Origin of the sequence: Bordetella sp. 02P26C-1, assembly GCF_009763255.1 — a bacterium.
Taxonomy (GTDB): Bacteria; Pseudomonadota; Gammaproteobacteria; order Burkholderiales; family Burkholderiaceae_B; genus Bordetella_A.
In genome coordinates, this window is record NZ_WSJB01000001.1 from 53,291 (window position 1) to 74,951 (window position 21,661).

18 protein-coding genes are annotated in these 21,661 nt (G+C 63.1%); 4 read left to right on the forward strand and 14 right to left on the reverse strand.

What is annotated here, in order from left to right; translation table 11 throughout:
* Positions 1 to 49: 49 nt before the first annotated feature.
* The 4 genes from GOQ28_RS00245 to GOQ28_RS00260 all read right to left on the reverse strand — a co-directional run bounded on the left by GOQ28_RS00245 (position 50) and on the right by GOQ28_RS00260 (position 5,040).
* Positions 50 to 2,359 carry a xanthine dehydrogenase family protein molybdopterin-binding subunit gene (locus GOQ28_RS00245; RefSeq protein WP_160354973.1) on the reverse strand — a complete coding sequence of 770 codons (2,310 nt, stop codon included), beginning with the start codon at positions 2,357 to 2,359 and terminating at the stop codon, positions 50 to 52.
* Positions 2,360 to 2,373: 14 nt separating this feature from the next.
* Positions 2,374 to 3,042, reverse strand: a complete 669-nt coding sequence (locus tag GOQ28_RS00250) for an isochorismatase family protein (protein WP_160348628.1) — start codon at positions 3,040 to 3,042, stop codon at positions 2,374 to 2,376.
* Entirely contained in the window at positions 3,039 to 4,124 is a 1,086-nt protein-coding gene (locus GOQ28_RS00255) for a 2,5-dihydroxypyridine 5,6-dioxygenase (protein ID WP_160348627.1), read from the reverse strand. The genes GOQ28_RS00250 and GOQ28_RS00255 overlap by 4 nt, the downstream gene beginning before the upstream one ends.
* A 61-nt stretch (positions 4,125 to 4,185) precedes the next feature.
* Positions 4,186 to 5,040, reverse strand: a complete 855-nt coding sequence (locus GOQ28_RS00260; RefSeq protein WP_160354974.1) for an alpha/beta fold hydrolase — start codon at positions 5,038 to 5,040, stop codon at positions 4,186 to 4,188.
* A 308-nt stretch (positions 5,041 to 5,348) separates the two neighbouring features.
* On the opposite strand from GOQ28_RS00260, the gene GOQ28_RS00265 reads away from it, so the two are divergent.
* From GOQ28_RS00265 to GOQ28_RS00280, 4 genes are all read left to right on the forward strand, one after another.
* A complete protein-coding gene (locus GOQ28_RS00265) occupies positions 5,349 to 6,503 on the forward strand; it encodes an FAD-dependent monooxygenase (protein ID WP_160348625.1) in 1,155 nt (384 codons plus the stop codon).
* A gap of 30 nt (positions 6,504 to 6,533) precedes the next feature.
* Complete coding sequence (locus GOQ28_RS00270; protein WP_160354975.1) at positions 6,534 to 7,076, forward strand: (2Fe-2S)-binding protein; 543 nt, start codon at positions 6,534 to 6,536, stop codon at positions 7,074 to 7,076.
* Positions 7,073 to 10,063 (forward strand): c-type cytochrome, encoded by a 2,991-nt coding sequence (locus tag GOQ28_RS00275; protein ID WP_336603706.1) that lies wholly within the window; start codon positions 7,073 to 7,075, stop codon positions 10,061 to 10,063. The genes GOQ28_RS00270 and GOQ28_RS00275 overlap by 4 nt, the downstream gene beginning before the upstream one ends.
* A gap of 87 nt (positions 10,064 to 10,150) precedes the next feature.
* Positions 10,151 to 11,467 (forward strand): MFS transporter, encoded by a 1,317-nt coding sequence (locus GOQ28_RS00280; RefSeq protein ID WP_160348623.1) that lies wholly within the window; start codon positions 10,151 to 10,153, stop codon positions 11,465 to 11,467.
* A gap of 95 nt (positions 11,468 to 11,562) precedes the next feature.
* On the opposite strand, the gene def is transcribed toward GOQ28_RS00280, so the two are convergent.
* From def to glyQ, 10 genes are all read right to left on the reverse strand, one after another.
* Positions 11,563 to 12,096, reverse strand: coding sequence for a peptide deformylase (gene def, locus GOQ28_RS00285; protein WP_160354976.1), 534 nt, complete (start codon positions 12,094 to 12,096; stop codon positions 11,563 to 11,565).
* 18 nt (positions 12,097 to 12,114) lie between these two features.
* Complete coding sequence (gene gloA / locus GOQ28_RS00290; protein WP_160348621.1) at positions 12,115 to 12,510, reverse strand: lactoylglutathione lyase; 396 nt, start codon at positions 12,508 to 12,510, stop codon at positions 12,115 to 12,117.
* Positions 12,511 to 12,651: 141 nt separating this feature from the next.
* Positions 12,652 to 13,890, reverse strand: coding sequence for a tricarballylate utilization 4Fe-4S protein TcuB (tcuB, locus tag GOQ28_RS00295; RefSeq protein WP_336603708.1), 1,239 nt, complete (start codon positions 13,888 to 13,890; stop codon positions 12,652 to 12,654).
* On the reverse strand, positions 13,877 to 15,292 hold the full coding sequence (gene tcuA, locus GOQ28_RS00300) for an FAD-dependent tricarballylate dehydrogenase TcuA (RefSeq protein ID WP_160348620.1): 1,416 nt from the start codon (positions 15,290 to 15,292) through the stop codon (positions 13,877 to 13,879). Before tcuA ends, tcuB begins: the two co-directional genes overlap by 14 nt.
* A gap of 79 nt (positions 15,293 to 15,371) precedes the next feature.
* Positions 15,372 to 16,298: a LysR family transcriptional regulator gene (locus tag GOQ28_RS00305; protein WP_160354977.1), complete on the reverse strand. Its 927-nt coding sequence runs from the start codon at positions 16,296 to 16,298 to the stop codon at positions 15,372 to 15,374.
* A gap of 8 nt (positions 16,299 to 16,306) precedes the next feature.
* On the reverse strand, positions 16,307 to 17,188 hold the full coding sequence (locus tag GOQ28_RS00310) for a M48 family metallopeptidase (RefSeq protein ID WP_160354978.1): 882 nt from the start codon (positions 17,186 to 17,188) through the stop codon (positions 16,307 to 16,309).
* Entirely contained in the window at positions 17,166 to 17,903 is a 738-nt protein-coding gene (locus GOQ28_RS00315; protein WP_160348617.1) for a lysophospholipid acyltransferase family protein, read from the reverse strand. Before GOQ28_RS00315 ends, GOQ28_RS00310 begins: the two co-directional genes overlap by 23 nt.
* A gap of 2 nt (positions 17,904 to 17,905) precedes the next feature.
* On the reverse strand, positions 17,906 to 18,442 hold the full coding sequence (gmhB, locus tag GOQ28_RS00320; protein WP_160348616.1) for a D-glycero-beta-D-manno-heptose 1,7-bisphosphate 7-phosphatase: 537 nt from the start codon (positions 18,440 to 18,442) through the stop codon (positions 17,906 to 17,908).
* On the reverse strand, positions 18,439 to 20,577 hold the full coding sequence (glyS, locus tag GOQ28_RS00325; protein WP_160354979.1) for a glycine--tRNA ligase subunit beta: 2,139 nt from the start codon (positions 20,575 to 20,577) through the stop codon (positions 18,439 to 18,441). Before glyS ends, gmhB begins: the two co-directional genes overlap by 4 nt.
* On the reverse strand, positions 20,578 to 21,486 hold the full coding sequence (glyQ, locus tag GOQ28_RS00330) for a glycine--tRNA ligase subunit alpha (RefSeq protein WP_160348787.1): 909 nt from the start codon (positions 21,484 to 21,486) through the stop codon (positions 20,578 to 20,580). It abuts the gene before it with no gap.
* Positions 21,487 to 21,661 lie beyond the last annotated feature (175 nt).

Genomic DNA, 21,661 nt, shown 5'->3' on the forward strand with positions numbered 1-21,661 from the left:
ATTAAAGCAGGATTATTCACCGAACGGCGCCGCGTTATGACGACGCAGGCTACGTGACCGGATGAGGTTCTCTGTGCAATGCTTGCAAAGCCTGGCGGAGTTTTTCAGCCGTATAGGGAGGGGCGCACAGCCTCAGTCCGGTTGCATCGAAAATGGCATTCGCGATAGCAGGCGCGCAAGGCAATGATGCCGATTCACCCACACCGAGCGGCGGTTCATCCTGTCGTGGCATCAGCAATACATCGACCTCGGGTATGTCGGTGAAGTTGATAATCGGGTAGGCGCCCCATTCGCGGCTGGTGACACCTTGCGGGCCGAAGGTGACCTGCTCGAGCAGAGTGCGGCTCAAGGCCTGGATGATGTTGCCATGCACTTGATGGCGCACGCCCGCGGGATTGACCATCATGCCGGCATCCTGGGCCACGGTGATACGGTCCACGCGTAGACGACCGGTGAGCGGGTCGATGTTGATGTCCACCACCCAGGCGGCCCATGCCGCGCCAAAGCCGGGGAATTTGCTATGGATATAGCGCGCATAGGCCAGGCCGCGTCCGCGCAACAAGCCATCCACGCCGGCAACGCCCCGACTACCGTGTGTATGTGGGCGCCATTGCGCGCGTTCGCCGACGGCGGCAATCAGGTCACGCGCGCGCGTGTCGTCCAGATGCCGCAACCGATATTCAAGCGGATCGGCGCCGCTCAGATGCGCCAGTTCGTCGATCATGCTTTCGTGCGCGAACACATTAGGCAGTGCCGACACGCCGCGCAGCCATGATGCGCGCACCAACGGCGGCGTGTCATGGCAAACGATGTTCATATTAGGGTAACGATAGGGCGGCATCGCGGTGCGATCACCCATTTGCAAGGTGCGCGGCTGATTGGAGATCGTGCCGGTCAACAATAGCGCGAGCAGGGGCGCATCGTTCGACGGATATCGTACGCCGAGGTCATAGGCGAGCAGATTGCCGTCTGCGTCTGTGGCGGCTTGCAAGTCGATCAGCTGGGCGGTGCCTTTAGGCTCCCATTGATGTTCCTGTTCGCGCGTCAGTTGCACGCGCACGGGCGCGCCCACGGCCATGGCGAGCAGCGCGGCATCGCCACACACATCGTCGGCGCAATTGCGGCCATAACAGCCAGACGCCTCGTACCGGATGATCTCGATATTGCCTTCGCCCAGCTGCAGCAACCGGTCCAGATCGGTGCGCAGCATATGCGGATTCTGCGTACCGGACCATATGATCAAACGGTCATCTCGATAGTCGGCCACCGCGCATGACGGGCCGATCGAGCCATGCATGTGATAGGGCCAGACGTAGCTGCGGCGCACGACGTGGCGCGCGTGCGCAGGCGGCGTCGCGCCTAGCACTTCATCGGGCTGGCCTTGTCGATGGAGCGGGCGCGGCTCGGAGGGGTTCGCGCGTAGCGCGGTCTCCAGATCACTCAAATCTGGTGCGGGTGGTACAGGTTTCCACTGGATCTTCAGAGCCCGCATGGCGGCGATGGCTTGTTCCTCGCGGTCCGCCACCACACCGACGAAGTCGCCTTTGACCACGACCTGTACATTGCCCGGCAGATGCGCGACAGACGACTCATCGACAGCGATCAAGCTATGCCCGATGAAGTCCCCGCCATCGCGTCCCGGATAAGGGGGGCGAATGACACGGCCATGCCGCATGCCGGGCACGCGCACGTCATGAACAAAGGTGAGTTCCCCGGTCGCCTTGGCCGGGATGTCGACGCGGTTGGCCGCCTTGCCCACGATCTCGTAGGATGACGCAGGCTTGAGAGGCACATCTTCGGCAAGCGTCAGTCGGTCATGCCGGCCGCGTACCAATTTTCCGTAGTGCAAGCTGCGTGTGTCCGACGCATCCTTGAATACGATGGCCCCCGCGCGCGCTTGTAACGCATGCACAGGCACCTGCCAATGTTCGGCCGCGAGCTTTATCAAATGCTCGCGCGCTTGCGCGGCCGCGCGCCTCAGTGGTACTGCCGAGATCTGTATTGTGGCGCTGGCTATCGTGGGGCCTTGGTTTGGCGCGGCCTCGGTATGGCCGAGCACCATGTCCAGCCGCTCGAACGGGACCTCGATTTCCTCGGCCGCAATCTGCGCGAGGGAAGTGCGTATGCCCGTGCCCAGATCCACATGCCCGTTAAAGGCTTGCACCCGCCAACCACCAGGCGCTTCGGGTGCATCGAGCACTGCGATGAATATCTCCGGCGTTTTCGGCACATAATCCGTGGGCGCCCCGGGTTGCCCGGGCGCGGGCTTGGGTGGGGCAACTGGGTCACGGACAATCAACAGGACGCCCTGTTGATTCAACAACCCATCGTGCAGGGATTTGGGCGAGGGCAGACTCATGGCAACGCGATTGCTTAACGCGAGACAGCCTGCGTGTCCGCGATGGCCTGCGCCAGCGGCATGACCGCGGCGTATTTCTGCGCCATGTCGAACAAGTTGGCGTCGTGCGGGCCAATGGCTCGGTCGCCCACGCAATCGGACACCACTAAGGGGCGGAAACCGGATTGCATGGCGTCGACCACACTGGCGCGCACGCACCCGCTGGTCACACAACCGGCAACCAGCAAGGTCTGCACGCCGCGTTGTGCCAGCCAGGGGGCAAGCATGGTGCCAAAGAACGCCGAAGGCGTGCTCTTGCGTACCACGTATTCGCCCGGCGCGGGCGCGAGCTGCGGGACGATTTGGCTCGCGGGGCTGTCTTCTTTCAAGGTCAGCATGCCGGGCACTTTCAGGCAGAAGATGTTCGTGTCCGCATCGTCGTCGGCGAACACGATACGGCTATGCGCCACTGGCCAGCCCTGCGCGCGTGCATGCGCGAGCAGGTGTTCGGTCTGCGCCATGGCTTCGGGGATATTGCCGCCACCAAACACCGCCGGATCGGCGAATCCATTGACGAAGTCGATGATCAACAGGCCAAAGGGCGCTTTCAAAGGCAGCGGGGTGCCAAAGCCCTGGCGGGCATAGGCGGAGACGTCGCCCTTGACGCCGTCGGTGGGAATGGTTTGAGTCGAGACGGTGTTCATTGCACGATTCCAACGAGTTGTTTGCGGCGCTCGGCGCGCGCGAGGCCTTCTTTATCCTGAACCACGCCATCGATCACGGTAGCCTGGCCGTCGAGGCGAACCGAGCAGTTACGCATCGGGATATCGATGTGGCAAGCGGTAGTGCGATTGCCGCCGGCTTCGTTATTGGGACCCATGGACCACAGGAAGTTGCCTTCGAACGCGCGGGCATCCATGCCGATATGCGATTCTTTATCGTAGTGAGCCAGCATCGACCAATGCGCGCGCGGCTGCAGGCCCCAGCCCACGTGCGACACCGCGTAGGCTTCAGGGTCCTCGTACGAAGCCATGTATTCGCGCAGAATCTCGGCTTGCAAGCCGCCCTCGATCGCGCGGACATAGCCGTCGCGGATCGTGAGCTTGATCGGGTCGTTGACGTATTCCTTGAGCGGCAGCAGGATGTCGCCACGATCCAGCACGACGACACCCTGGCTTTGGCCTTCGTTAGGCCAGGTCAGCACAAAGCCGCTGGGCCAGTGGTCCCAGCGTCCTGGCTCATCCACAAAGCCATATTCGCAGATGGCGGGGAATTCGCCGAGCTGGCAGCGCAGATCCGTGCCAGCCTCGGACGTGATGTGCATTTCCTTGGCGGCTTTGATGTGCTCGGACGCGGCGATGACGCGTGCGCGATCGGCCTCGGTGGGCACGAGCCGGCACAGGACCTCGGGCGGCTCGACGGCCAGCAGGATCTTGGTGCCGCTGCTCAGGATGTCGTGTTGTTCGGGCGAGAACAACAGCGTCATCAGGTCCAGCACCAGATCGCTGGCCTTCAGCGCGGCGATGGCGGCGGGATTGCCGGTCAGTGGCGTGGTGCCCAGATAGGCCAATGAATCACGAGACAGCGACTTCTCGGCATTGACGGGGGGCAAATCCAGGCGATTGACGCGCGCGCCCATGTCGCTGGCCGCGGCGATTGCGCAGCGCAAGGTCTGAGGATGCGTATCGGCGCCGGTGAGCACGGTGACGGTTTGACCGGCTTCCAGTTTGGACAGTTTAAGTACCTGTTTCCAGGCGTGGATCAGATCGATATCGCTGACGGACATGGCGGGCTCCAAATAGCGAGAGAGGGGGGGCTGGCCCCCGCAAGCAACGTGAGGCGATGCGTTAACGTACAGCGTCCAGGCGCTGACCCAGAAAATCACCGAACGCGGCGTAGAAACCTTCCTCGTTATCCCACGGAATCATATGCCCGGCATCCGGCACGCGCACATGCTGAGTCTGGCCGGCGAGCTTCTGCCATTCCGCCACGTCCTCGTCGCGCACGACATCGCCGCGTTCAGCGGTCATGAGCAGCATGGGCGTCTGGATTTTCGGCAGATCCGCATGAATATCGTCGCGGCCAAAATCCTCGAAACTCTGCACGATGGCCGGTTCATAGCAGGTGTGCAACCATTGTGCCCGCAGACGCAGCTGCGCCTCGGTCCAGGTCGGGCAGAACGCGCGCATCGCCTCGGCATCCATGCCGTGCGTGGCCTGGCGGATCGAATCTACATACCAGGGCAACTTGGCCGGGTAGGGGCGACGGCCGGGGCCGGATACCGGAGGATCGACGGCCACCAGGTGCGTCAGGCCGGCCGGTTGCGTGCGCGCAGCACGTACCGCGATACGCGCGCCCATTGAGTGGCCCACGTAGGCGTAGCGCGTCAGACCCAGCGCCTCGGTCAGGGCGAGTACGTCAGCGGCTTGCGCATCCAGGCCATAGTCCAGACCAGGACCCGACGACGACAGACCGCGGCCGCGCACGTCCAGCACATAGGTATCGAAATGCTGACCCAGCCGTTCGGCGACAAAGCCCCAGGTGACAGCCGGGCTGGTGATCCCTGGGATCAGCACGATGGCGGGACGATTCGCGCGCGCGCCGTCTTGGCCGCCGTAGCGCAGGTAGTGTTGACGGATGCCATTGGCATGCACGTTGGCGCCGTAGAGAAAGGTGGAGGGGGACGCTTGCGTCGTGGGCACTTGAGTCTCCAGAGGAAAGAGGTCGGCACGGAGCGTCCCGGTCTCCGGGCGGCATCCATGTGGGCGTATTCAAAAAATACAGCGTAGACGCTCAATATATAGAAATTGCCAGCGCGCCGCAATGCGCTGTAGCGGCCAGAAAACTCTAGGGAAAACACCTAGATAGATTGTGCATTGAATTCTTGTGTTTCATTCTGGGTGCCGGTAAATTTTAAAAAAAGAGCGTATACGCTGTATTGATAATCCTCAAACCGACCCCTGACATTGCGGTCGTCGGCGCGAATTTTTGACTGCTAGGAGTTTTCTGTATGTCCGCACAACCTCGAATCGCCGTCATCGGCGCTGGCCTGGGAGGCGCGGCCGCTGCTTCGCTGCTGGCCCAGCAAGGGTATAACGTTCACGTTTATGAGCAGGCGCCGTCGTTCTCGCGTCAGGGCGCCGGCATCCACGTCGGCCCCAACGTGATGAAGATTCTGCGCCGTATCGGTATCGAGGACGCGCTGAACGAGCAGGGTTCGCATCCGGAATTCTGGTATAGCCGTCACTGGCAGACGGGCGACGTGCTCGCGCAGATCCCGCTGGGCGACTATGCGGTCAAGGAATATGGCGCGAGCTACCTCACCGTGCATCGCGGCGATTTCCATGCCTTGCTGATCGACGCGCTGCCTGATGGCATGATCAGCTTTGACAAGCATCTGGTCAAAGTCGAGGACAAGGGCGATGTGGTGCATCTGCACTTTGCCGATGGCTCCATGGCCGAGGCTGACCTCGTCGTCGGCGCCGATGGCGTGAACTCGCGTATCCGCGAGGAACTGCTCGGACCCGAGCCTCCAAAGTACGCCGGCTATCTGGCACACCGCGCCGTGTTCCCGACCCCGCAAGTCAAAGACGGCATGCTGCCTTTCGACCCGTGCGTGAAGTGGTGGAGCGACGATCGCCACATGATGACCTACTTCGTCACTGGCAAGCAGGACGAGCTCTATTACGTGACCGGCGTGCCGGTCGAAGAGTGGGACCTGAAAGATCGTTGGTTGCCCAGCAGCAAGGACGAAATGCGCGAGGCCTTCCAAGGCTGGCACCCCACCGTGCAAGCGCTGATCGAGGCCACGGTGGAGGTCACCAAATGGTCGCTTCTCGAGCGCGATCCGCTGCCGTTGTGGAGCCGTGGCCGTCTGGTGCTGTTGGGTGACGCATGCCATCCGATGAAGCCGCACATGGCGCAAGGCGCCGCAATGGCGATCGAAGACGCCGCCATGCTGGCGCGTTGCTTCAAGGAAGTGGGCGTGAACAACTACGAACTCGCCTTCGACTTGTACGAAGCCAACCGTGCCGAGCGCGCCAGCAAGGTGCAGCGTATCTCGCATGACAACACCTGGCTGCGCACGAACGAAGATCCTTCGTGGTGCTTCGGTTACGACGTGTTCAGTGTGCCGCTCGTCGACCCGAAGTCCAAGGCGGCGTAAGCTCTCACCTTTTTATCCAGGGCCCTCGTCATGAACCGCCACGCCGTCGCTTCAAGCGCTGCAGATCACCCGGACACGATTTCGTTATCGGTCAACGGTCAGGCGTGTGCGGTTGTGGCGGACGCGGCCACGCCGCTATTGCTGGTGCTACGCAACGACTTGGGCCTGAACGGTCCGAAGTACGGCTGCGGTCTCGGGGAATGCGGGGCGTGCACCGTGCTGATCGATGGCGTAGCCGCGCGATCATGTGTCATCCCGGTCAAGGGCGCTGTAGGCCGCGAGGTCACGACCTTGGAGGGGCTGGGCGACAGCCGTTGCCCCGGACCGACGCAACAAGCCTTCATCTCTTGTCAGGCTGCGCAGTGCGGCTATTGTCTCAATGGCATGATCATGACGGTTGAGGCCTTGTTGCGGCGTCATCCCAATCCCTCCGAAACGATGATCCGGCAAGAGCTGCGTCATAACCTGTGCCGTTGTGGCACGCATCTGGAAATTCTGGAGGCCGCGCGTGAAGCCGCCGTGCTGCGTGCGCAAGCTTCTATCGCGTCTCCTTCCAAGGATAAAGAGCTGTGAGCGGCGCCGATCTCATCGACGTCAGCAAGGCGCAGCCGGTAGCTGTGCCTGAGGGCGTTCTGCATGGCGCGCTGGTGCGTCCGGCCAAAATGCGCTGGGATGGCCAGCGTTATCTGGGCACGCAGCTCATTGATATCGATATCGACGCGGGATCGTCGCAATCCGGCGTCGTGCAGGTGGTGCGCTTGGCGAACTACGTGGGGGTGGTGGCCGTCTCGGCCGTCCAGGCCCGCCAGGCCGCCGAAGCCTTGCGGGTGCACTGGCAATCGCGCGACATCGCGGCCAATCGCGCTTCGGTTGAAGCGACCGCTGGCGATGCACCCGCCTATACCTGGCACACAATGCCGCAAGCTGGGCAAGATAACCCGTCGGTAACGGCGTGGTCTTCGTCCAGCCATGCAACGGTGTGGCTATCCTGCCCCCCGTCATATCAAGAAATCGTGCGCGCTGAACTCGGCGCGCTTTTAGGGCTGGCGCCTGAACGCATCACGCTGGTTGAGTCGGGTGTGGCACACCGCTCGCATCCGCTGGATGTACTGGATGCTGCGGCCGATGCGAGCCTGCTGTCGCGCGCGGTCGGTCGGCCGGTACGCTTGCCGGTACGCAGCGTGGGCCAGGGCGCCGAAATCCGATTGCATCGTAGGGCGACGGCGCCATCTCGCCAACATGCGGATACCACCGGTGGAGCAACCTCGCCGTCGGTGTCCGCCACGGACGCCGCATGGATATCTGAAACGCCCTGGGCGCTACGCCCAAGTCTCGCGCGTCTGCTCAGCCAGCCCATGCATGCCGATCCCGTGGCCTGGCCGCAAGTCATGGATTCGCCGGTGCAGGCGCCGGCTGGCTTGGATTCGGGCGGACCCCTAACGCACGCCTCGCTCGCCGAGCTTGAGGCCTTGCAGGTGTTCGCGCAAGAAACCTGGTTGGATGAGCAGGCGGCACAATCCAAAGCGGATCCGGTGGCGTATCGGCTGGCGCAGTTACCGCCCGGGCCCGCCCGGACCCTCACGCAGCGTGTGGCCGAGCAAGCGAACTGGGCTGCGTTGGGCGCGCCGCGCGAGGCGTCACGGCTGCCGCATGAAGAAACCAGTAAGCCGGAGGCCGGGGCAGCCGATTCGGCATTGACGGTCCGTAGGCATGACGATGGCGCCACGTCAGTACTGCGCGGACGAGGCTTTGCCGCCGCGCATGTACGTGACGCTGAAACGACCGAGAACGGCAGTGAGACCTGGGCAGCTTGGGTCGTCGAAGTGGAAGTCGAACCCAAAACGGGACGCGTCGATGTGACGCGCCTGGTGGTTGGCCACGACAGCCAGTCCCTGCAAACTGCCCAGCAAGCAACGGTTCGCGAACAGGACCCGCTGCTATTAAACGCCGCGCGGCGCTTGTTGCAGGCTCCCGCGTCCTTTGATGATTGGGGCGCAGCCGGCGCGGGCGCGAGTTTCGCACAAACAGATTTTGATGTGGCGTCGTCCTCGCTGCAGGTGGCAGGCGAGACGGCGATAGATAGGCCTATCGATAGCGGTCAACTCGCGCTCGATGGCGTGATGACCTTGCCCGCCGCTGCCGCGATTGGCAATGCGATTTTCAACGCCACGGGTGTGCGCCTGCGCGAAGTGCCGTTCAATGCGGCGAAACTGCGCGACGAGCTCGCTGGCACCTCGCCGCTCGCAAAGGATGCAGCGTCACTCGGCTGGCTACGGCGCGGTGGCGTATGGCTCGCCGCCGGGGCAAGCGCCGTGGCGGGGTTGGTGACCATGGCGTGGCCGCTCAAGCCGGCTATCGCCCCTACCGCAGGCCCCGATGTCTCTTTATATTCCGCCGCAGCGATCGAGCGCGGCAGGCTGGTGGCCGCCGCCGGCGACTGCGTGGTCTGCCATACCGCGCCCAACGGGAAGCAGAATGCTGGCGGTCTGGCGCTGGACACGCCGTTTGGCACCATCTACACCACCAACATCACGCCGGATAACGAGACCGGCATCGGACAGTGGTCGTATCGCGCGTTCGAACGCGCCATGCGCGAGGGCGTGCACCGCGACGGGCGGCAGCTTTACCCCGCCTTTCCCTACACGGCATTCGCCAAAATGACGGATGCCGATATGCAGGCCTTGTACGCCTATCTGATGGTGCAGCCGCCCGTGCGCAGCGAACCGCCCAAGACCGAGCTGGCGTTCCCGTACAACATGCGCGGGCTGCTGGCGGGATGGAATGTGCTTTTCCATGACTCGGGTGTGTATCAGCCGGACCCCACGCAGTCGCTCGCCTGGAATCGTGGCGCTTATCTTGTGCAGGGTGCGGGTCACTGCGCGGCTTGCCACTCGCCGCGCAACGCGTTGGGGGCCGAGAAGACCGGAATAGAGAATTATCTGGCCGGCGGTGAGGCCGAGGGCTGGGAGGCCCCGGCATTGAATCGTCTGGCCACGGGCGCGCGCCCTTGGACCGAAGATTCGCTGGTGCAATACCTGCGCACCGGTTATTCCGCCAACCATGGCGTGGCCGCGGGGCCGATGGCACCGGTGATACATGGGTTGGCCGAAATGCCCGAATCGGACGTGCGCGCCATCGCGACGTATTTGCTGAATCTGCCTGGCAGCCCCAAGCCTGCCGCAGCCTCTGAGACGCTGACCGCCGACGCGAGCGCGCGCGTGTTCGCGGGCCGGGCCAATGGCGAACGTATTTATCAAAACGCTTGCGCGGTCTGCCATGAGGCCTCTTCCGGGCCCACGCTCTTCGGCGTCAAGCCTTTGTTGTCGACGAACACGAACCTGTACGCTGCAACACCAGACAATCTTGTGCAGGTGATTCTGCATGGAATTCAAAATCCGGCCAATGACGAGCTGGGCTACATGCCTGGATTCAAGGATAGTCTGGACGATGATCAAGTGCAGGATCTGTTGAGTTATTTAAGGGCGCGTTTTGCGCCGCAAGAACCTGAGTGGACCGATAGCCGCGCGTTGATCGGTCGAATACGGGATCAAGCCCATTGATGCGGCATGCCACTGCATTACTGAGCCTGATTATTTAACTGCGCGAAAGCGCGAGACGAGCAACGGCCAAACCGCGTAGGAGTAGCCATGGCAGGATCAACAATAACGATTGAACAAGGGTTGAATAGCGTAGGGGTCGGGAAATTCCAGTACCGGCTGTTTGTGATTTTCGGGTTGGTCTGGATGGCCGACGCGATGCAGGTGTTGTCGATCGGATTCAGTGCGCCATCGATTGCCAAGACCTTCGGTCTGACCATTCCTCAAGCGCTGCAAACCGGCACGATGTTTTTTGTTGGCATGCTGATCGGGGCATTCGTCTTCGGGCGGCTGGCTGACCGTATCGGCCGGCGTCCCGTGCTGATGCTCGCTGTCATTATCGATGCCTGCGCGGGTGTGGCGTCGGCATTCGCGCCGGATTTCACCTGGCTGCTGGTCTTGCGCTTTATCACCGGTATCGGGGTGGGTGGCACGCTGCCTGTGGACTACACGATGATGGCGGAATTCCTGCCGGCGCAACGTCGTGGCCGTTGGTTGGTGTGGCTGGAGTCGTTCTGGGCCGTGGGCACCATCCTGCTGGCGATCCTCGCGTTGTTCGCCGCGTCCTATGGTGACGATGCGTGGCGCGTGATCTTCTTTGTCACCGGCATCCCGGCGATCGTGGGTGTGGTGTTGCGTTTCTACGTGCCTGAGTCGCCGCTGTACCTGAACAAAACCGGCAAGGGCGCGGAGGCCGCTCGCGTGCTTGAGCGCGTGGCTGCCACGAACGGCAAGCCCGTCACGATCTCCGCGCTGGAGCCGCAAAGCATGGAGCGCAAGTCCGTGCTCGCGCTGTTCAGCCCGGGTCTGGCGCGCCGCTCGATTGCGTTGCTTGCCGCATGGATGCTGATATCCATCGCCTACTACGGTGTGTTCGTGTACCTGCCGGTCAAACTCTCGGCCCAAGGGCTGGGTTTCATGCGTGGTCAGGAATTCCTGATCGTGCTGGCGTTGGCACAGTTGCCGGGCTTTGCGCTGTCGGCCTATGCGGTCGAGCGTTTCGGACGCAAGCCGACCTTGATCGGTTTCCTGTTGCTCAGCGCGGTGGGTTGCTTGCTGTATAGCCTGGGCACCTCGGTACCGCTGGTGGTGGGTTCGACGCTGTTGATGAGCTTCTCGCTGCTGGGTACGTGGGGCGCGCTCTATGCGTTCACGCCCGAGGTCTACCCGACGGATCTGCGCGCAAGCGGCATGGGCATGGCTGGCGCGATGGCGCGTCTGGGCGGCTTGTTCGCCCCGGCGCTGATTGCCCCGATCATGGCCACACAGTTCACGCTGTCGCTGTTCGTGCTGTCGGGCATGTTGGTGGTGGGCGCGATCGCGATCAAGCTGGTCGACGTGGAATCGCGCAACCGCGCGCTGGATTAACCAGAGCCTGACGAGCAAGGGGGCAGACATCGCTGGATGTCTGCCCCCTTGTCGTTTCTGCCGCTATGACGGATGGCGGTGCCTGAACCGCCGCCTCAGTCGTCCTGATTTGGATCCATCCCGGGGAACAGAATTTCGGTGAAACCGAACTTCGAAAAGTCCTCGATGCGCGACGGATACAAGCGCCCGATCAAATGGTCGCATTCGTGCTGCACCACGCGCGCATGAAAACCCTCGGCCTCGCGCTCGATACGCTCGCCCTTGGGATCGTAGCCGCTGTATCGGATATGCCGGTAACGCGACACCATTCCGCGCATGCCAGGCACGGACAAGCAGCCTTCCCAGCCGTCTTCACGTTCGTCCGATAACGGTGTGATGACCGGGTTACACAACACGGTCTGCGGTACCGCCGGCGCATCGGGGTAGCGCTCGTTGCGCTCGAACCCGAAGATCGCTACCTGCAGGTCCACGCCGATCTGCGGCGCGGCCAGGCCGACCCCGCGCGCGTGTTCCATTGTCTCGAACATGTCCGCGATCAGGGCGTCGAGTTCCGGCGTGTCAAAGGCCTGCACGGGCTGAGCGATGCGCAACAGGCGCGGATCGCCCATTTTCAGGATGGGATGAATCATGGCGGGCTGTGCCGGGTCTTAGTCGACGCGGTTTTTATTCTGGATGAATTCGATTTTGTAACCGTCCGGGTCCTCGACGAAGGCGATGACGGTGGTGCTGTGCTTCATCGGGCCGGCTTCGCGCGTGACCTTGCCACCGCGTTGCTTGACCTTTTCACAGGCGTCGTAGGCGTCATCGACCTCGATGGCGATATGACCATAGCCCGTGCCCAGATCGTAGTGATCGGTGTCCCAGTTGTAGGTCAGCTCGATCGCGGCCGCTTCGCTCTCGTCCTGGTACCCGACAAAAGCCAGGGTGAATTTGCCTTCCGGGTAGTCTTTGCGGCGCAACAGGCGCATGCCCAGTACGTTGGTGTAGAAGTCGATCGACTTGTCCAGATTGCCGACTCGCAGCATGGTATGCAAGAGACGCATGAGGAATTCCTTTTTCTAATTGAAAACAAGGCTCGTGGCCCACATCGACATCGTAGCAAAACAAACGCGGCGTTCCCTGCGAATGCAGAAAACGCCGCGCGATGTCTGGCGCTGCCCCGAGGGGCAGCCGTCAGGGACGGATCAGTCAGAACCCAGTTTCAGCGGGTCCGGCTGCCGTTTTTCGATCGACCATTTCAACAGCGATGCGCTGCGATAGATGCCGTGAGCGAACTTGCCGTAGGGCAGCGTGAGGAACAGCGCCATCACCACGCCCAGGTGGATCGCCAGCAGCAGGCCCATGAACTGCGTATCGCGCAGGGCGAGCAGCAGCAGGCCGGTCAGGCTGATCAAGAACAGCAGCGCGATGAATCCGCGATCCATGGGACGTTGCGCGGTGTCGCCTTGCAGCGGATGGCGCTTCACGTTCAGCCACAGCAAACCCGCCGGCCCGATGAGCAGGCCGATGCCGCCCAGCGTGCCCAGAATCACGGGCAGGCTGAAGTACGGGTACGGGGCTTCCCAGCCAAAGGCATAGTGGTAGAGCGTGGCGACCGAGGTGGCGGCAAAGCACAGCATGAAGCCGTAGAAGGTCAGGTGATGGAAACGCCGGCGCAGCAGCGTGAACGCGTCATCGGCGTTGTTGCACCCCTTGCCATGGCCGCCATCCAGATACTTCAAGCGCAGGACATTGTGCGTGGCTTCCGCGACCGCCGCCCCTGAGGCGCTGCCTGGGGATACCTCGCGCCAGAAACGCGTTACCCCGATACCGAGCGCGATGATCGCGAACACAAACACCACGCCAAACATCAGCGCCAATGTGTTGTGCGGGAAGATCGCATAGAAATTTCCCGCCAACGGCGCATGCAGCAGGCTGCCATTGATCATGACGGTCAGCACCAGGAACAGCGCCAGCGCGGCAGCCGCGGCCATCGACACCGTCAGACCATTGCGCTTGTACAGCTTGCCCAGCGCAGCTGGCCAGGCATAGTCGCTATAGGTCTGAACGCGAACCTTGGCCATGGCCTGGGGCACGTTCACGCCAAATTCATGCGGGGGCGCGTATTGGCACGCGTGCAGACAGGCGCCGCAGTTATGGCACAGGTTGGCCAGATAGTTGATGTCGGCCTTGCCGAATTCCAGCCGGCGCGTCATGGCCGGGAACACCGCGCAGAACCCTTCGCAATACCGGCATGCGTTACAGATCTGCATCACGCGTGCGACTTCGGTCTCGTCGTCGGTCAGCGTGGCGGGCGTGATGGACGCACCCTTGGCGTGAAAATGGACGGGTTGTTCCGTCACGGCGGCGCTGGCCGAACGCGGCATCATTGCCGGTGCGGCGGCGTCACGGGCCTGTTGGGTCAGGGCTTCAAGCTGCTTCACGTTGTGCTCCTACGGCGCGTTGCGCCAGCGCCGCTTGGGCGGCGCGCGTGCCGGCGATGCGGCCAAATGCCGTGCCGATCGACATGCCGACGCCAGCCGTATAGCCTTTGCCCAGCACGTTGCCGGCCATCATTTCACCGGCGACAAACAGGTTGTCGCTGGGTTTGTCGTTGAATCGAACCGCGGCGGTCTCGTCGACCTTCAGGCCCAGATAGGTAAAGGTAATGCCCGGGCGCAGCGCGTAGCCGTAGAACGGACCAGTGTCGATCGGACGGGCCCAGTGCGTCTTGGCGGGCGTGACGCCTTCGGTGTGACAATCATCCAGCGAGGTGTGATCGAACGTGCCCACGCGGCAGGATGCGTTGTACTCGTTCATGGTTTGCATGAACTGCGCTTCGTCCAGACCGAGCTTGCTCGCGAGTTCGGGCAGCGTATCTGCCTTCACCCCCGGGAAGACGGGCGGCATGAATCGACCGATGGCCTTGGAATCGATGATCGAGTAGGCGATCTGCCCCGGCTGCATCGCGGTCAGCCGGCCCCAGATGGCGTAACGCTTGGGCCAGAAGTCCTCGCCCTCGTCATAAAAGCGCTTGGCTTCGCGATTGACCACCACGCCCAGCGACACGCAGTCGATACGCGTGCAGATGCCACCGTCATACAAGGGCGCGCGCGCATCGATCGCCACGCAGTGCGATTGCGACGGATCGCCGATGATGTCAGCACCCGCATTCATCATGAACTTCAGCAGCACGCCTTGGTTGAAACGGGTTCCACGGATGAGGAAGTTATCGGCCGGCCATTCGCCGCGCTCGTTCTGTCCCCATGCCTCGCGCAGCCACTCGCGGTTGGATTCGAATCCGCCCGCGGCCAGCACACAGGCGCGCGCCGTGATGCGTTCGTTGCCCACGCGCGCGGCCACGAAGCGGCCGTTGTCCAGTTCCAGCGAATCGACCGGCGACTCGTAGCGAATCTGTACGCCCAGCGCTTCGGCGCTGCGATAGTAGGCATTGACCAGCGCTTTGCCGCCGCCCATGAAGAACGCGTTGGTACGCGCCACGTGCAGCGCGCCGGACAATGGCGGCTGGAAATTCACGCCATGTTTGCGCATCCAATCCCGACAGGTGGACGAGGCGCGAATCACCAGGCGAGCGAGGTGTTCATTAGTAATGCCGCCCGTGACCTTGAGCAAGTCTTGCCAGTATTCCTCTTCGGGATAGGCATCGACCAGCACGTCTTGGGGCGCATCGTGCATGCAGCGCAGGTTGCGCGTGTGTTGGGAGTTACCGCCACGCCATTCTTTGGGCGCGGCTTCGAGCATCAGGACACTGGCTCCCGCCTCGCGCGCCATCAGGGCTGCGCATAGTGCGGCATTGCCACCGCCTATCACCAGTACGTCTATCATGAGTATGAGCCTGTAAAGTCAGGCTCGCACTATAGGGCCAGGCAGGGTCTGACGCCAGACCCATTCCCTCAATGGGCGTTCACGATTTGTGAAGGGTCGCCCCGGGCCAGGCCCCGTCGCGCACCAGAGTTTCGACGGTTTGGGCAAGCAGCACGCGGGCCGCCAGCGCCGCGGGCGAGAGCTCGTCATCGGAGACGCTGGCCAGCAGATTGGAGCGCCGCAGATGCCGGTCGGTGATCTGTCGCACCGCCAGGGCCTCGCCACGCAGGCGCACGGTCGCGGCACCCGGTTGAATCGTGGCGCCAAAGCCGCTGCGCACGAGGTCCATCAAGACGTCCAACCCATCGATTTCCGCCGCGAGATTCGGCTCGATACGCAGCCGGGCGCACGAGGCCTCGAACTGCAGCCGCAAGCCATGGCTGGCGCTGGGCATGAGCAAGGGCAGTTTGGCAATGTCCTTTAAACGAACCGGCCCTTCCGGCGGCAAGCCGGGCATGTCCTGCGGGGCGATGAGAAACAGCCGTTCCTCGATCAAGGGCAGCGTGCTCCAGCGGCGCGCGGTCTCGGTGCGAAACACCACCGCGAGATCAAGCTGGCGCGAATTGAGCATCGCGGTCAGATACCCCGACAGACTTTCGATCAGATGGACACGTACCTCGGGGTAGCGATCGCGCATGGCCTGCATGAATGGCACGGCGAGCACCGAGGCAGTCGTCGCAGGCAAGCCAACGTTGACTTCACCGCTGAGTCGCGATGCCTTGGCGGCCCGGGCCGCGCCATCGGCGTGCCGCAGCGCGAGCTGGGCTTGCCGCAGAAAAGCGAGCCCCGCATCAGTAGGGACCACGCCACTAGAAGTGCGAATCAGCAAGCGCGTCGATAGCTCGCTTTCCAGCCGGCTGATCTGCTGGCTTAGCGCCGAGGTCACAACGCCCAGATCAGCGGCCGCGCGTCCCATGCTGCCGTATTCGGCCACTTTGACGAAGTAACGTAGCTGGCGCAGTTCCATGGCGGTCTCTAAAACTGAGGCAGGGTCGCGGGATCATGCTGGCGCAGCACGCGCTTGGCTTCCTCGAAACCGGGCAGGATCTGGCCGACCTCGGCCCAAAAGTCCGGACTATGGTTCATCTCGCGCAGATGCGCCAGTTCGTGGGCGATCACGTAGTCGATGATGGACGGAGCGAAATGAATCAGGCGCCAGTTAAGCATGATGTTGCCATCGCTGGTGCACGAGCCCCAGCGGGTGGCGGCCGAAGACAGCCGCCAGCGGCGAATTTTCAGACCGGTGATCTGCAGAAAATGCGCAAGGCGCGAGCCGAACAAGGTGCCCGCGCGCTGCTGCAGCCAGGCCTGCGCCGTGTCACGAATACGCGCATCCTCGGCGTCCATCGGCAAGGGCAGGATCAAGGCATCGCCATCCTGCGGCGACTCCACATCGCCTGAGAAACGAGCCTGACGTGTTTGCGGACTGAGATCGAGCACGATGCGTTTGCCCAGATAGGGCAATTCGCCGCCGGCCTGCCAGCGCGTTTGCGCCATCGCCAGCCGTTCGCGGCGCGCATGCCAATCGCGCAGCTTGGACAGTATCCAGCGCGCCTTTTCCCGGACGGCTTCGTCGATCTGGGTCAAGGTCACCCAATTGGGCGCGGTCACGCGCAAGCCGTCGTCGGTAATGACAAAGCCGATGCTGCGGCGGCGCGAACGCAGCAGCACGAATCCGATCGTTTGTTGCTCGGTTTTGACTTCACGCCAGCGCGCGCCGGCAGGCAGCGTGGCAGGGCAAGGCGTGACGATGATGGCGGTGGTGCCGGCGGCCGGTCCCGCTGTGACGTCTGGCGCGGCAGGCGTCACAGGTGCGGGAGGCGAGAACAACAATTCAAGCTGACCGTTCTGAGGCATACCTTTCGGGATTGAGCTGCCGCATTTCCCCTTCGATCCACGCTTGCACTTTCGCGTTCAACTCATCGGGGCTGAGGCCTTGCGAGGCGATGGCGGGGCCGATTGACACGGTGATCAGACCGGGGCGCTTGATAAAGGCATTGCGCCGCCAGCACTCGCCCGCGTTATGCGCGATGGGGATCACCACCGCGCCCGTGCGCGAGGCCAGTATCGCGCCACCGGCCTTGAACCGCGCCGTCTTGCCGGGGGCAACGCGCGTGCCTTCCGGAAAGAGCAGTGGCCAGCGGCCTTCGTTCATGCGCAGCTGACCAAGTTTGATGACTTGCTCGAACGCATCGCGCCCCTTGGCCCGATCGATCGGGATCATGCGCAGCAGCGCCAGACCCCAGCCGAAAAAGGGTACTTTGTGCAATTCTTTCTTGTACACAAAGCAGACTTCGCGTGGCATGTGAGCCGGGAAAAACAAGGTTTCCCACGCGGATTGATGCTTGGACAACAACACCGCCGGTCCGTCTGGCAGATTCTCCGCGCCCTTGACGCGCCAGCGGATGCCGCAGAAGAACCGGGCGCCCCAGATGGCCATGCGCGGCCAGCCCATCGTGAGCTTATACCGCCAGTGCAAAGGCGCAGGCGACCACAGCAGGCAGGCAAAGGCGTACGGAATCACCGTGATGATCAAGAACGCCATGTATAACGCTGAACGCAGCCAGGCCATGCTCAAGCTTCCTGCAACAGCGCATCGACCACGGCCGACAGATCCGCTGCGACCCGCGTGCCCGGCGGCAACTCGCCTTGTTGTGTTTTCCGGCCATTGCCGGTCAACACCAGCCAAGGCTGGCAGCCCGCGGCGGCCGCGGCCTGCAGATCGCGCAACGAGTCGCCCACGGCGGGCACGCCCGTCAGATCGATGTCATAGCGGCGCGCGATGTCACGATACATGCCGGGCAGCGGCTTGCGGCAGTCGCAGCCATCCTGCGGGCCATGCGGGCACATGAAAATGGCATCGACGATGCCACCGGCCTGGGCGACCTCGGCGTGCAGCTTGGCGTGGATATTGTTGAGCGTGGCCGTATCGAACAGGCCACGCGCCAGCCCCGACTGATTGGTGGCGATGGCCACGGTATAGCCCGCCTGCGACAGCCGGGCGATCGCCGCCATGCTGCCCGGCAGGGGGATCCATTCCTCGGGACTTTTGACAAATTCGTCGCTGTCCTGATTGATGACGCCGTCGCGATCGAGGATGATGAGCTTCACTGGGCCAGCCTCGAAATATCGGCCACCTGGTTCATCAGACCATGCAGTTGACCCAGCAATGCGAGCCGGTTGGCGCGCACAGCAGGGTCTTCGGCCATGACCATGACATCGGCAAAGAACGCGTCGACCGGCTCGCGCGCCTGGGCCAGCGTGCTCAGGCTGCCCGCGAAATCGCCCGCTTGCAGCTGCGCTTCGGCCTGCGGACGCAGGGTCGCCACGGCGCTGGCCAGGGCCTGTTCGGCCGGTTCGGTCAGACGCGAGGCGTCCACCGAGCCGATCTCGCCTTCGGCCTTCTTCAACAGATTGCCGATACGCTTGTTGGCAGCGGCCAGGCTCGCGGCTTCGGGCAACTGTCCGAATGCCGTGACGGCACGCACGCGCGCGGCGACTTGATGCAGCGGCGGCGCCAGCGCGATGACGGCATCGACCGCGTTACGGTCGAAGTCGCTCGCGAGCTGATTGCGATACCGTTCAAAGATGAAGGTACGTACTTCGGCCAGGGTGTCGGCTGGGATCTTGCCGGCGGGGAACGTTTCCGTTGCCAGCGTCAGGAGCCCGTCCAGCGAGAGGGGGCCGTTCGCGCTCGCGGCCAGCCAGCCACCGGCGGCCAGTTGCTCGAAAGCACTGATCAAACCGAGCGCGGCGCGGCGCAGGCCAAAGGGATCGCGTTCGCCGGTAGGCGCCAGTCCAATGCCCCAGATACCGATCAGCGTCTCGGCGCGTTCGGCGATAAAGAGGATCGCGGCGGTCAGCGACTCGGCATTGACCGGCGCATCCAGACGGATACGGTATTGGTCGCGTAGAGCTTGCACCACGGTGGGGGATTCGCCGTCACCGGCCGCGTAGTAAGCGCCCATGACGCCTTGCAGCTCGGGGAATTCGCCCACCATGTTGGTGCCCAGATCGGCCTTGGCCAGCAGGGCGGCACGATCAGCGGCGGCAACATCGCTGCCCAGTTGCTCGGCCACGCCACGCGCAATCGCGCGCACGCGTTCGACGCGTTCGAGCTGGGTGCCGAGCTTGTTGTGATAGACGATGCTGCCCAGCTGTTCGACCCGCGCGGCCAGCGGCGTCTTGCGATCGGTCTCGAAGAAGAACTGCGCATCGGCCAGACGCGGGCGCACCACGCGCTGATTGCCCTCGACAATGTGGACGGGGTTGTCCGTCTGCATGTTGCTGACGATCAGGAAACGGTGGGTCAGCTTGCCCGTGGCCGGATCGAATAGCGGGAAGTATTTCTGATTCAGACGCATGGTCAGAATCAGGCATTCCTGCGGCACTTGCAGGAACTGTTCTTCGAACTGGCCCACGTAAACCGTGGGATGTTCCACCAGCGCGGTGACTTCGTCCAGCAGCGCGAGGACTTCCGGGTCATCGCCCAGCGTCGCGCCGAGCTTGTCCGCGTGCGATTGCAGCTGCGCACGGATATCGTCGCGGCGCGCTTCGAACGACGCCACGACGCGGCCTTGTTTGGCCAGCGTGGTTTCATAGGCGGTGGCATCGGCGATATCGATGACGCCGCTGGACATAAAGCGATGGCCTTGGGTGCTGCGGCCTGCCGTCAAGCCCAGCGCGGCGACCGGCACGATGTCCGCGCCATGCAGTGCGATCAGGCGATGCGCAGGGCGCACGAATTTCACCGTGGTCACGCCATCGGCCAACTGGTATTGCATGACCTTGGGGATCGGCAGGCCGTCAATGGCGGCTTGCAGGCCTTCCTGCAAACCCACTGCGAGCTTGGCACCGGGCGCGGTGCCGCGGGCGATCAGGTATTCCTGCTTGCCGTCGGATTCGCGGGCGAGGGTAGCCGGATCGATATTTTCGAGGCCTTTGGCGGCGAGCTTTTTGGTCAGCGCGGGCGTGGGCTTGCCCTCGGCATCCAGGCCGACTTTCACGGGCATCAGCTTTTCGGCGTAGGCCTGATCCGGCGCTTGTTCACGCACATGCGACAGGCGCACGGCCAGGCGGCGCGGCGTGGCGAAGGCGGTGACGGTGTTCGCGTCATCGAGCAGCGCATGCTTGGCCAAGGTGGCGCGCAGGCCTTCGGCAAAAGCCTGGCCCAGTTTGTGCAGGGCCTTGGGCGGGAGTTCTTCGGTCAGCAGTTCGACCAGCAGGGGGCGGGTAGACGTTGTCATTCAGGCAGCCTCCTCGTTGCGGCGATTCGCCAGCATCGGAAAGCCCAATCGTTCACGGGAATCGTAATAGGCCTGCGCGACGGCGCGCGACAGGTTGCGGATGCGGCCGATATAGGCGGCGCGTTCGGTCACGCTGATGGCGCCGCGCGCATCCAGCATGTTGAACGTATGCGCGGCCTTGAGCGCTGCCTCGTAGGCGGGCAGGGCGAGCGGCACGTCCATCAGGCGCTTTGCTTCGGCTTCGTAGTCGTTGAAATGCGCGAACAGCATGTCGGCCGACGAATGCTCGAAGTTATAAGTGGACTGCTCCACTTCGTTTTGATGGAACACGTCGCGATAGAGCACGCGGCGGCCATTGGCGCCCTCGGTCCAGACCAGGTCGTACACGCTTTGCACGTCCTGCAGATACATCGCCAGACGCTCCAGGCCATACGTGATCTCGCCGGTCGTGGGGTTGCAATCCAGGCCGCCGACCTGCTGGAAATAGGTGAACTGCGTCACTTCCATGCCGTTGAGCCAGACTTCCCAGCCCAGGCCCCAGGCGCCCAGCGTGGGGTTTTCCCAGTCGTCTTCGACGAAACGGATATCGTGCTCGGTCGGGTCGATGCCCAGTGCCTTGAGCGAACCGATATACAAGTCGAGGATTTCCGGCGGCGCGGGTTTCAGCACCACCTGATATTGATAGTAGTGCTGCAGGCGGTTGGGGTTCTCGCCATAGCGGCCGTCCTTAGGACGGCGCGAGGGCTGCACGTAGGCGGCGCGCCAGGGCTCCGGGCCGATGGCGCGCAGGAACGTCGCCGTGTGCGAAGTGCCCGCGCCGACCTCCATGTCATACGGTTGCAAGAGCGCGCAGCCCTGCTTGTCCCAGTAATCCTGGAGCGTGAGAATGATTTGCTGAAAGGTGAGCATAAGATTCTTGGAATTCGGGTCGCCGGGCAGCCCGGCCTGCCGTGGCAGTGTAGGCCCCATGTTGGCGGGAAAGGCGGCCATTTTAACTGGCCCGCCGGCAAGGCGCTGTGCAAGCCGTCCGCAGTGGACGATGGCAGGCCGCAGCATACCCGGAATCTTTGGTCGCGCAAGACGC

What these genes read in the sequence shown, in the direction of transcription:
- GOQ28_RS00245 (WP_160354973.1), bottom strand. Translation starts at nt 2,359, where the DNA reads ATGAGTCTGCCCTCGCCCAAATCCCTGCACGATGGGTTGTTGAATCAA.
- GOQ28_RS00250 (WP_160348628.1), bottom strand. Translation starts at nt 3,042, where the DNA reads ATGAACACCGTCTCGACTCAAACCATTCCCACCGACGGCGTCAAGGGC.
- GOQ28_RS00255 (WP_160348627.1), bottom strand. Translation starts at nt 4,124, where the DNA reads ATGTCCGTCAGCGATATCGATCTGATCCACGCCTGGAAACAGGTACTT.
- GOQ28_RS00265 (WP_160348625.1), top strand. Translation starts at nt 5,349, where the DNA reads ATGTCCGCACAACCTCGAATCGCCGTCATCGGCGCTGGCCTGGGAGGC.
- GOQ28_RS00270 (WP_160354975.1), top strand. Translation starts at nt 6,534, where the DNA reads ATGAACCGCCACGCCGTCGCTTCAAGCGCTGCAGATCACCCGGACACG.
- GOQ28_RS00280 (WP_160348623.1), top strand. Translation starts at nt 10,151, where the DNA reads ATGGCAGGATCAACAATAACGATTGAACAAGGGTTGAATAGCGTAGGG.
- def (WP_160354976.1), bottom strand. Translation starts at nt 12,096, where the DNA reads ATGATTCATCCCATCCTGAAAATGGGCGATCCGCGCCTGTTGCGCATC.
- gloA (WP_160348621.1), bottom strand. Translation starts at nt 12,510, where the DNA reads ATGCGTCTCTTGCATACCATGCTGCGAGTCGGCAATCTGGACAAGTCG.
- tcuA (WP_160348620.1), bottom strand. Translation starts at nt 15,292, where the DNA reads ATGATAGACGTACTGGTGATAGGCGGTGGCAATGCCGCACTATGCGCA.
- GOQ28_RS00305 (WP_160354977.1), bottom strand. Translation starts at nt 16,298, where the DNA reads ATGGAACTGCGCCAGCTACGTTACTTCGTCAAAGTGGCCGAATACGGC.
- GOQ28_RS00310 (WP_160354978.1), bottom strand. Translation starts at nt 17,188, where the DNA reads ATGCCTCAGAACGGTCAGCTTGAATTGTTGTTCTCGCCTCCCGCACCT.
- GOQ28_RS00315 (WP_160348617.1), bottom strand. Translation starts at nt 17,903, where the DNA reads ATGGCCTGGCTGCGTTCAGCGTTATACATGGCGTTCTTGATCATCACG.
- glyS (WP_160354979.1), bottom strand. Translation starts at nt 20,577, where the DNA reads ATGACAACGTCTACCCGCCCCCTGCTGGTCGAACTGCTGACCGAAGAA.
- glyQ (WP_160348787.1), bottom strand. Translation starts at nt 21,486, where the DNA reads ATGCTCACCTTTCAGCAAATCATTCTCACGCTCCAGGATTACTGGGAC.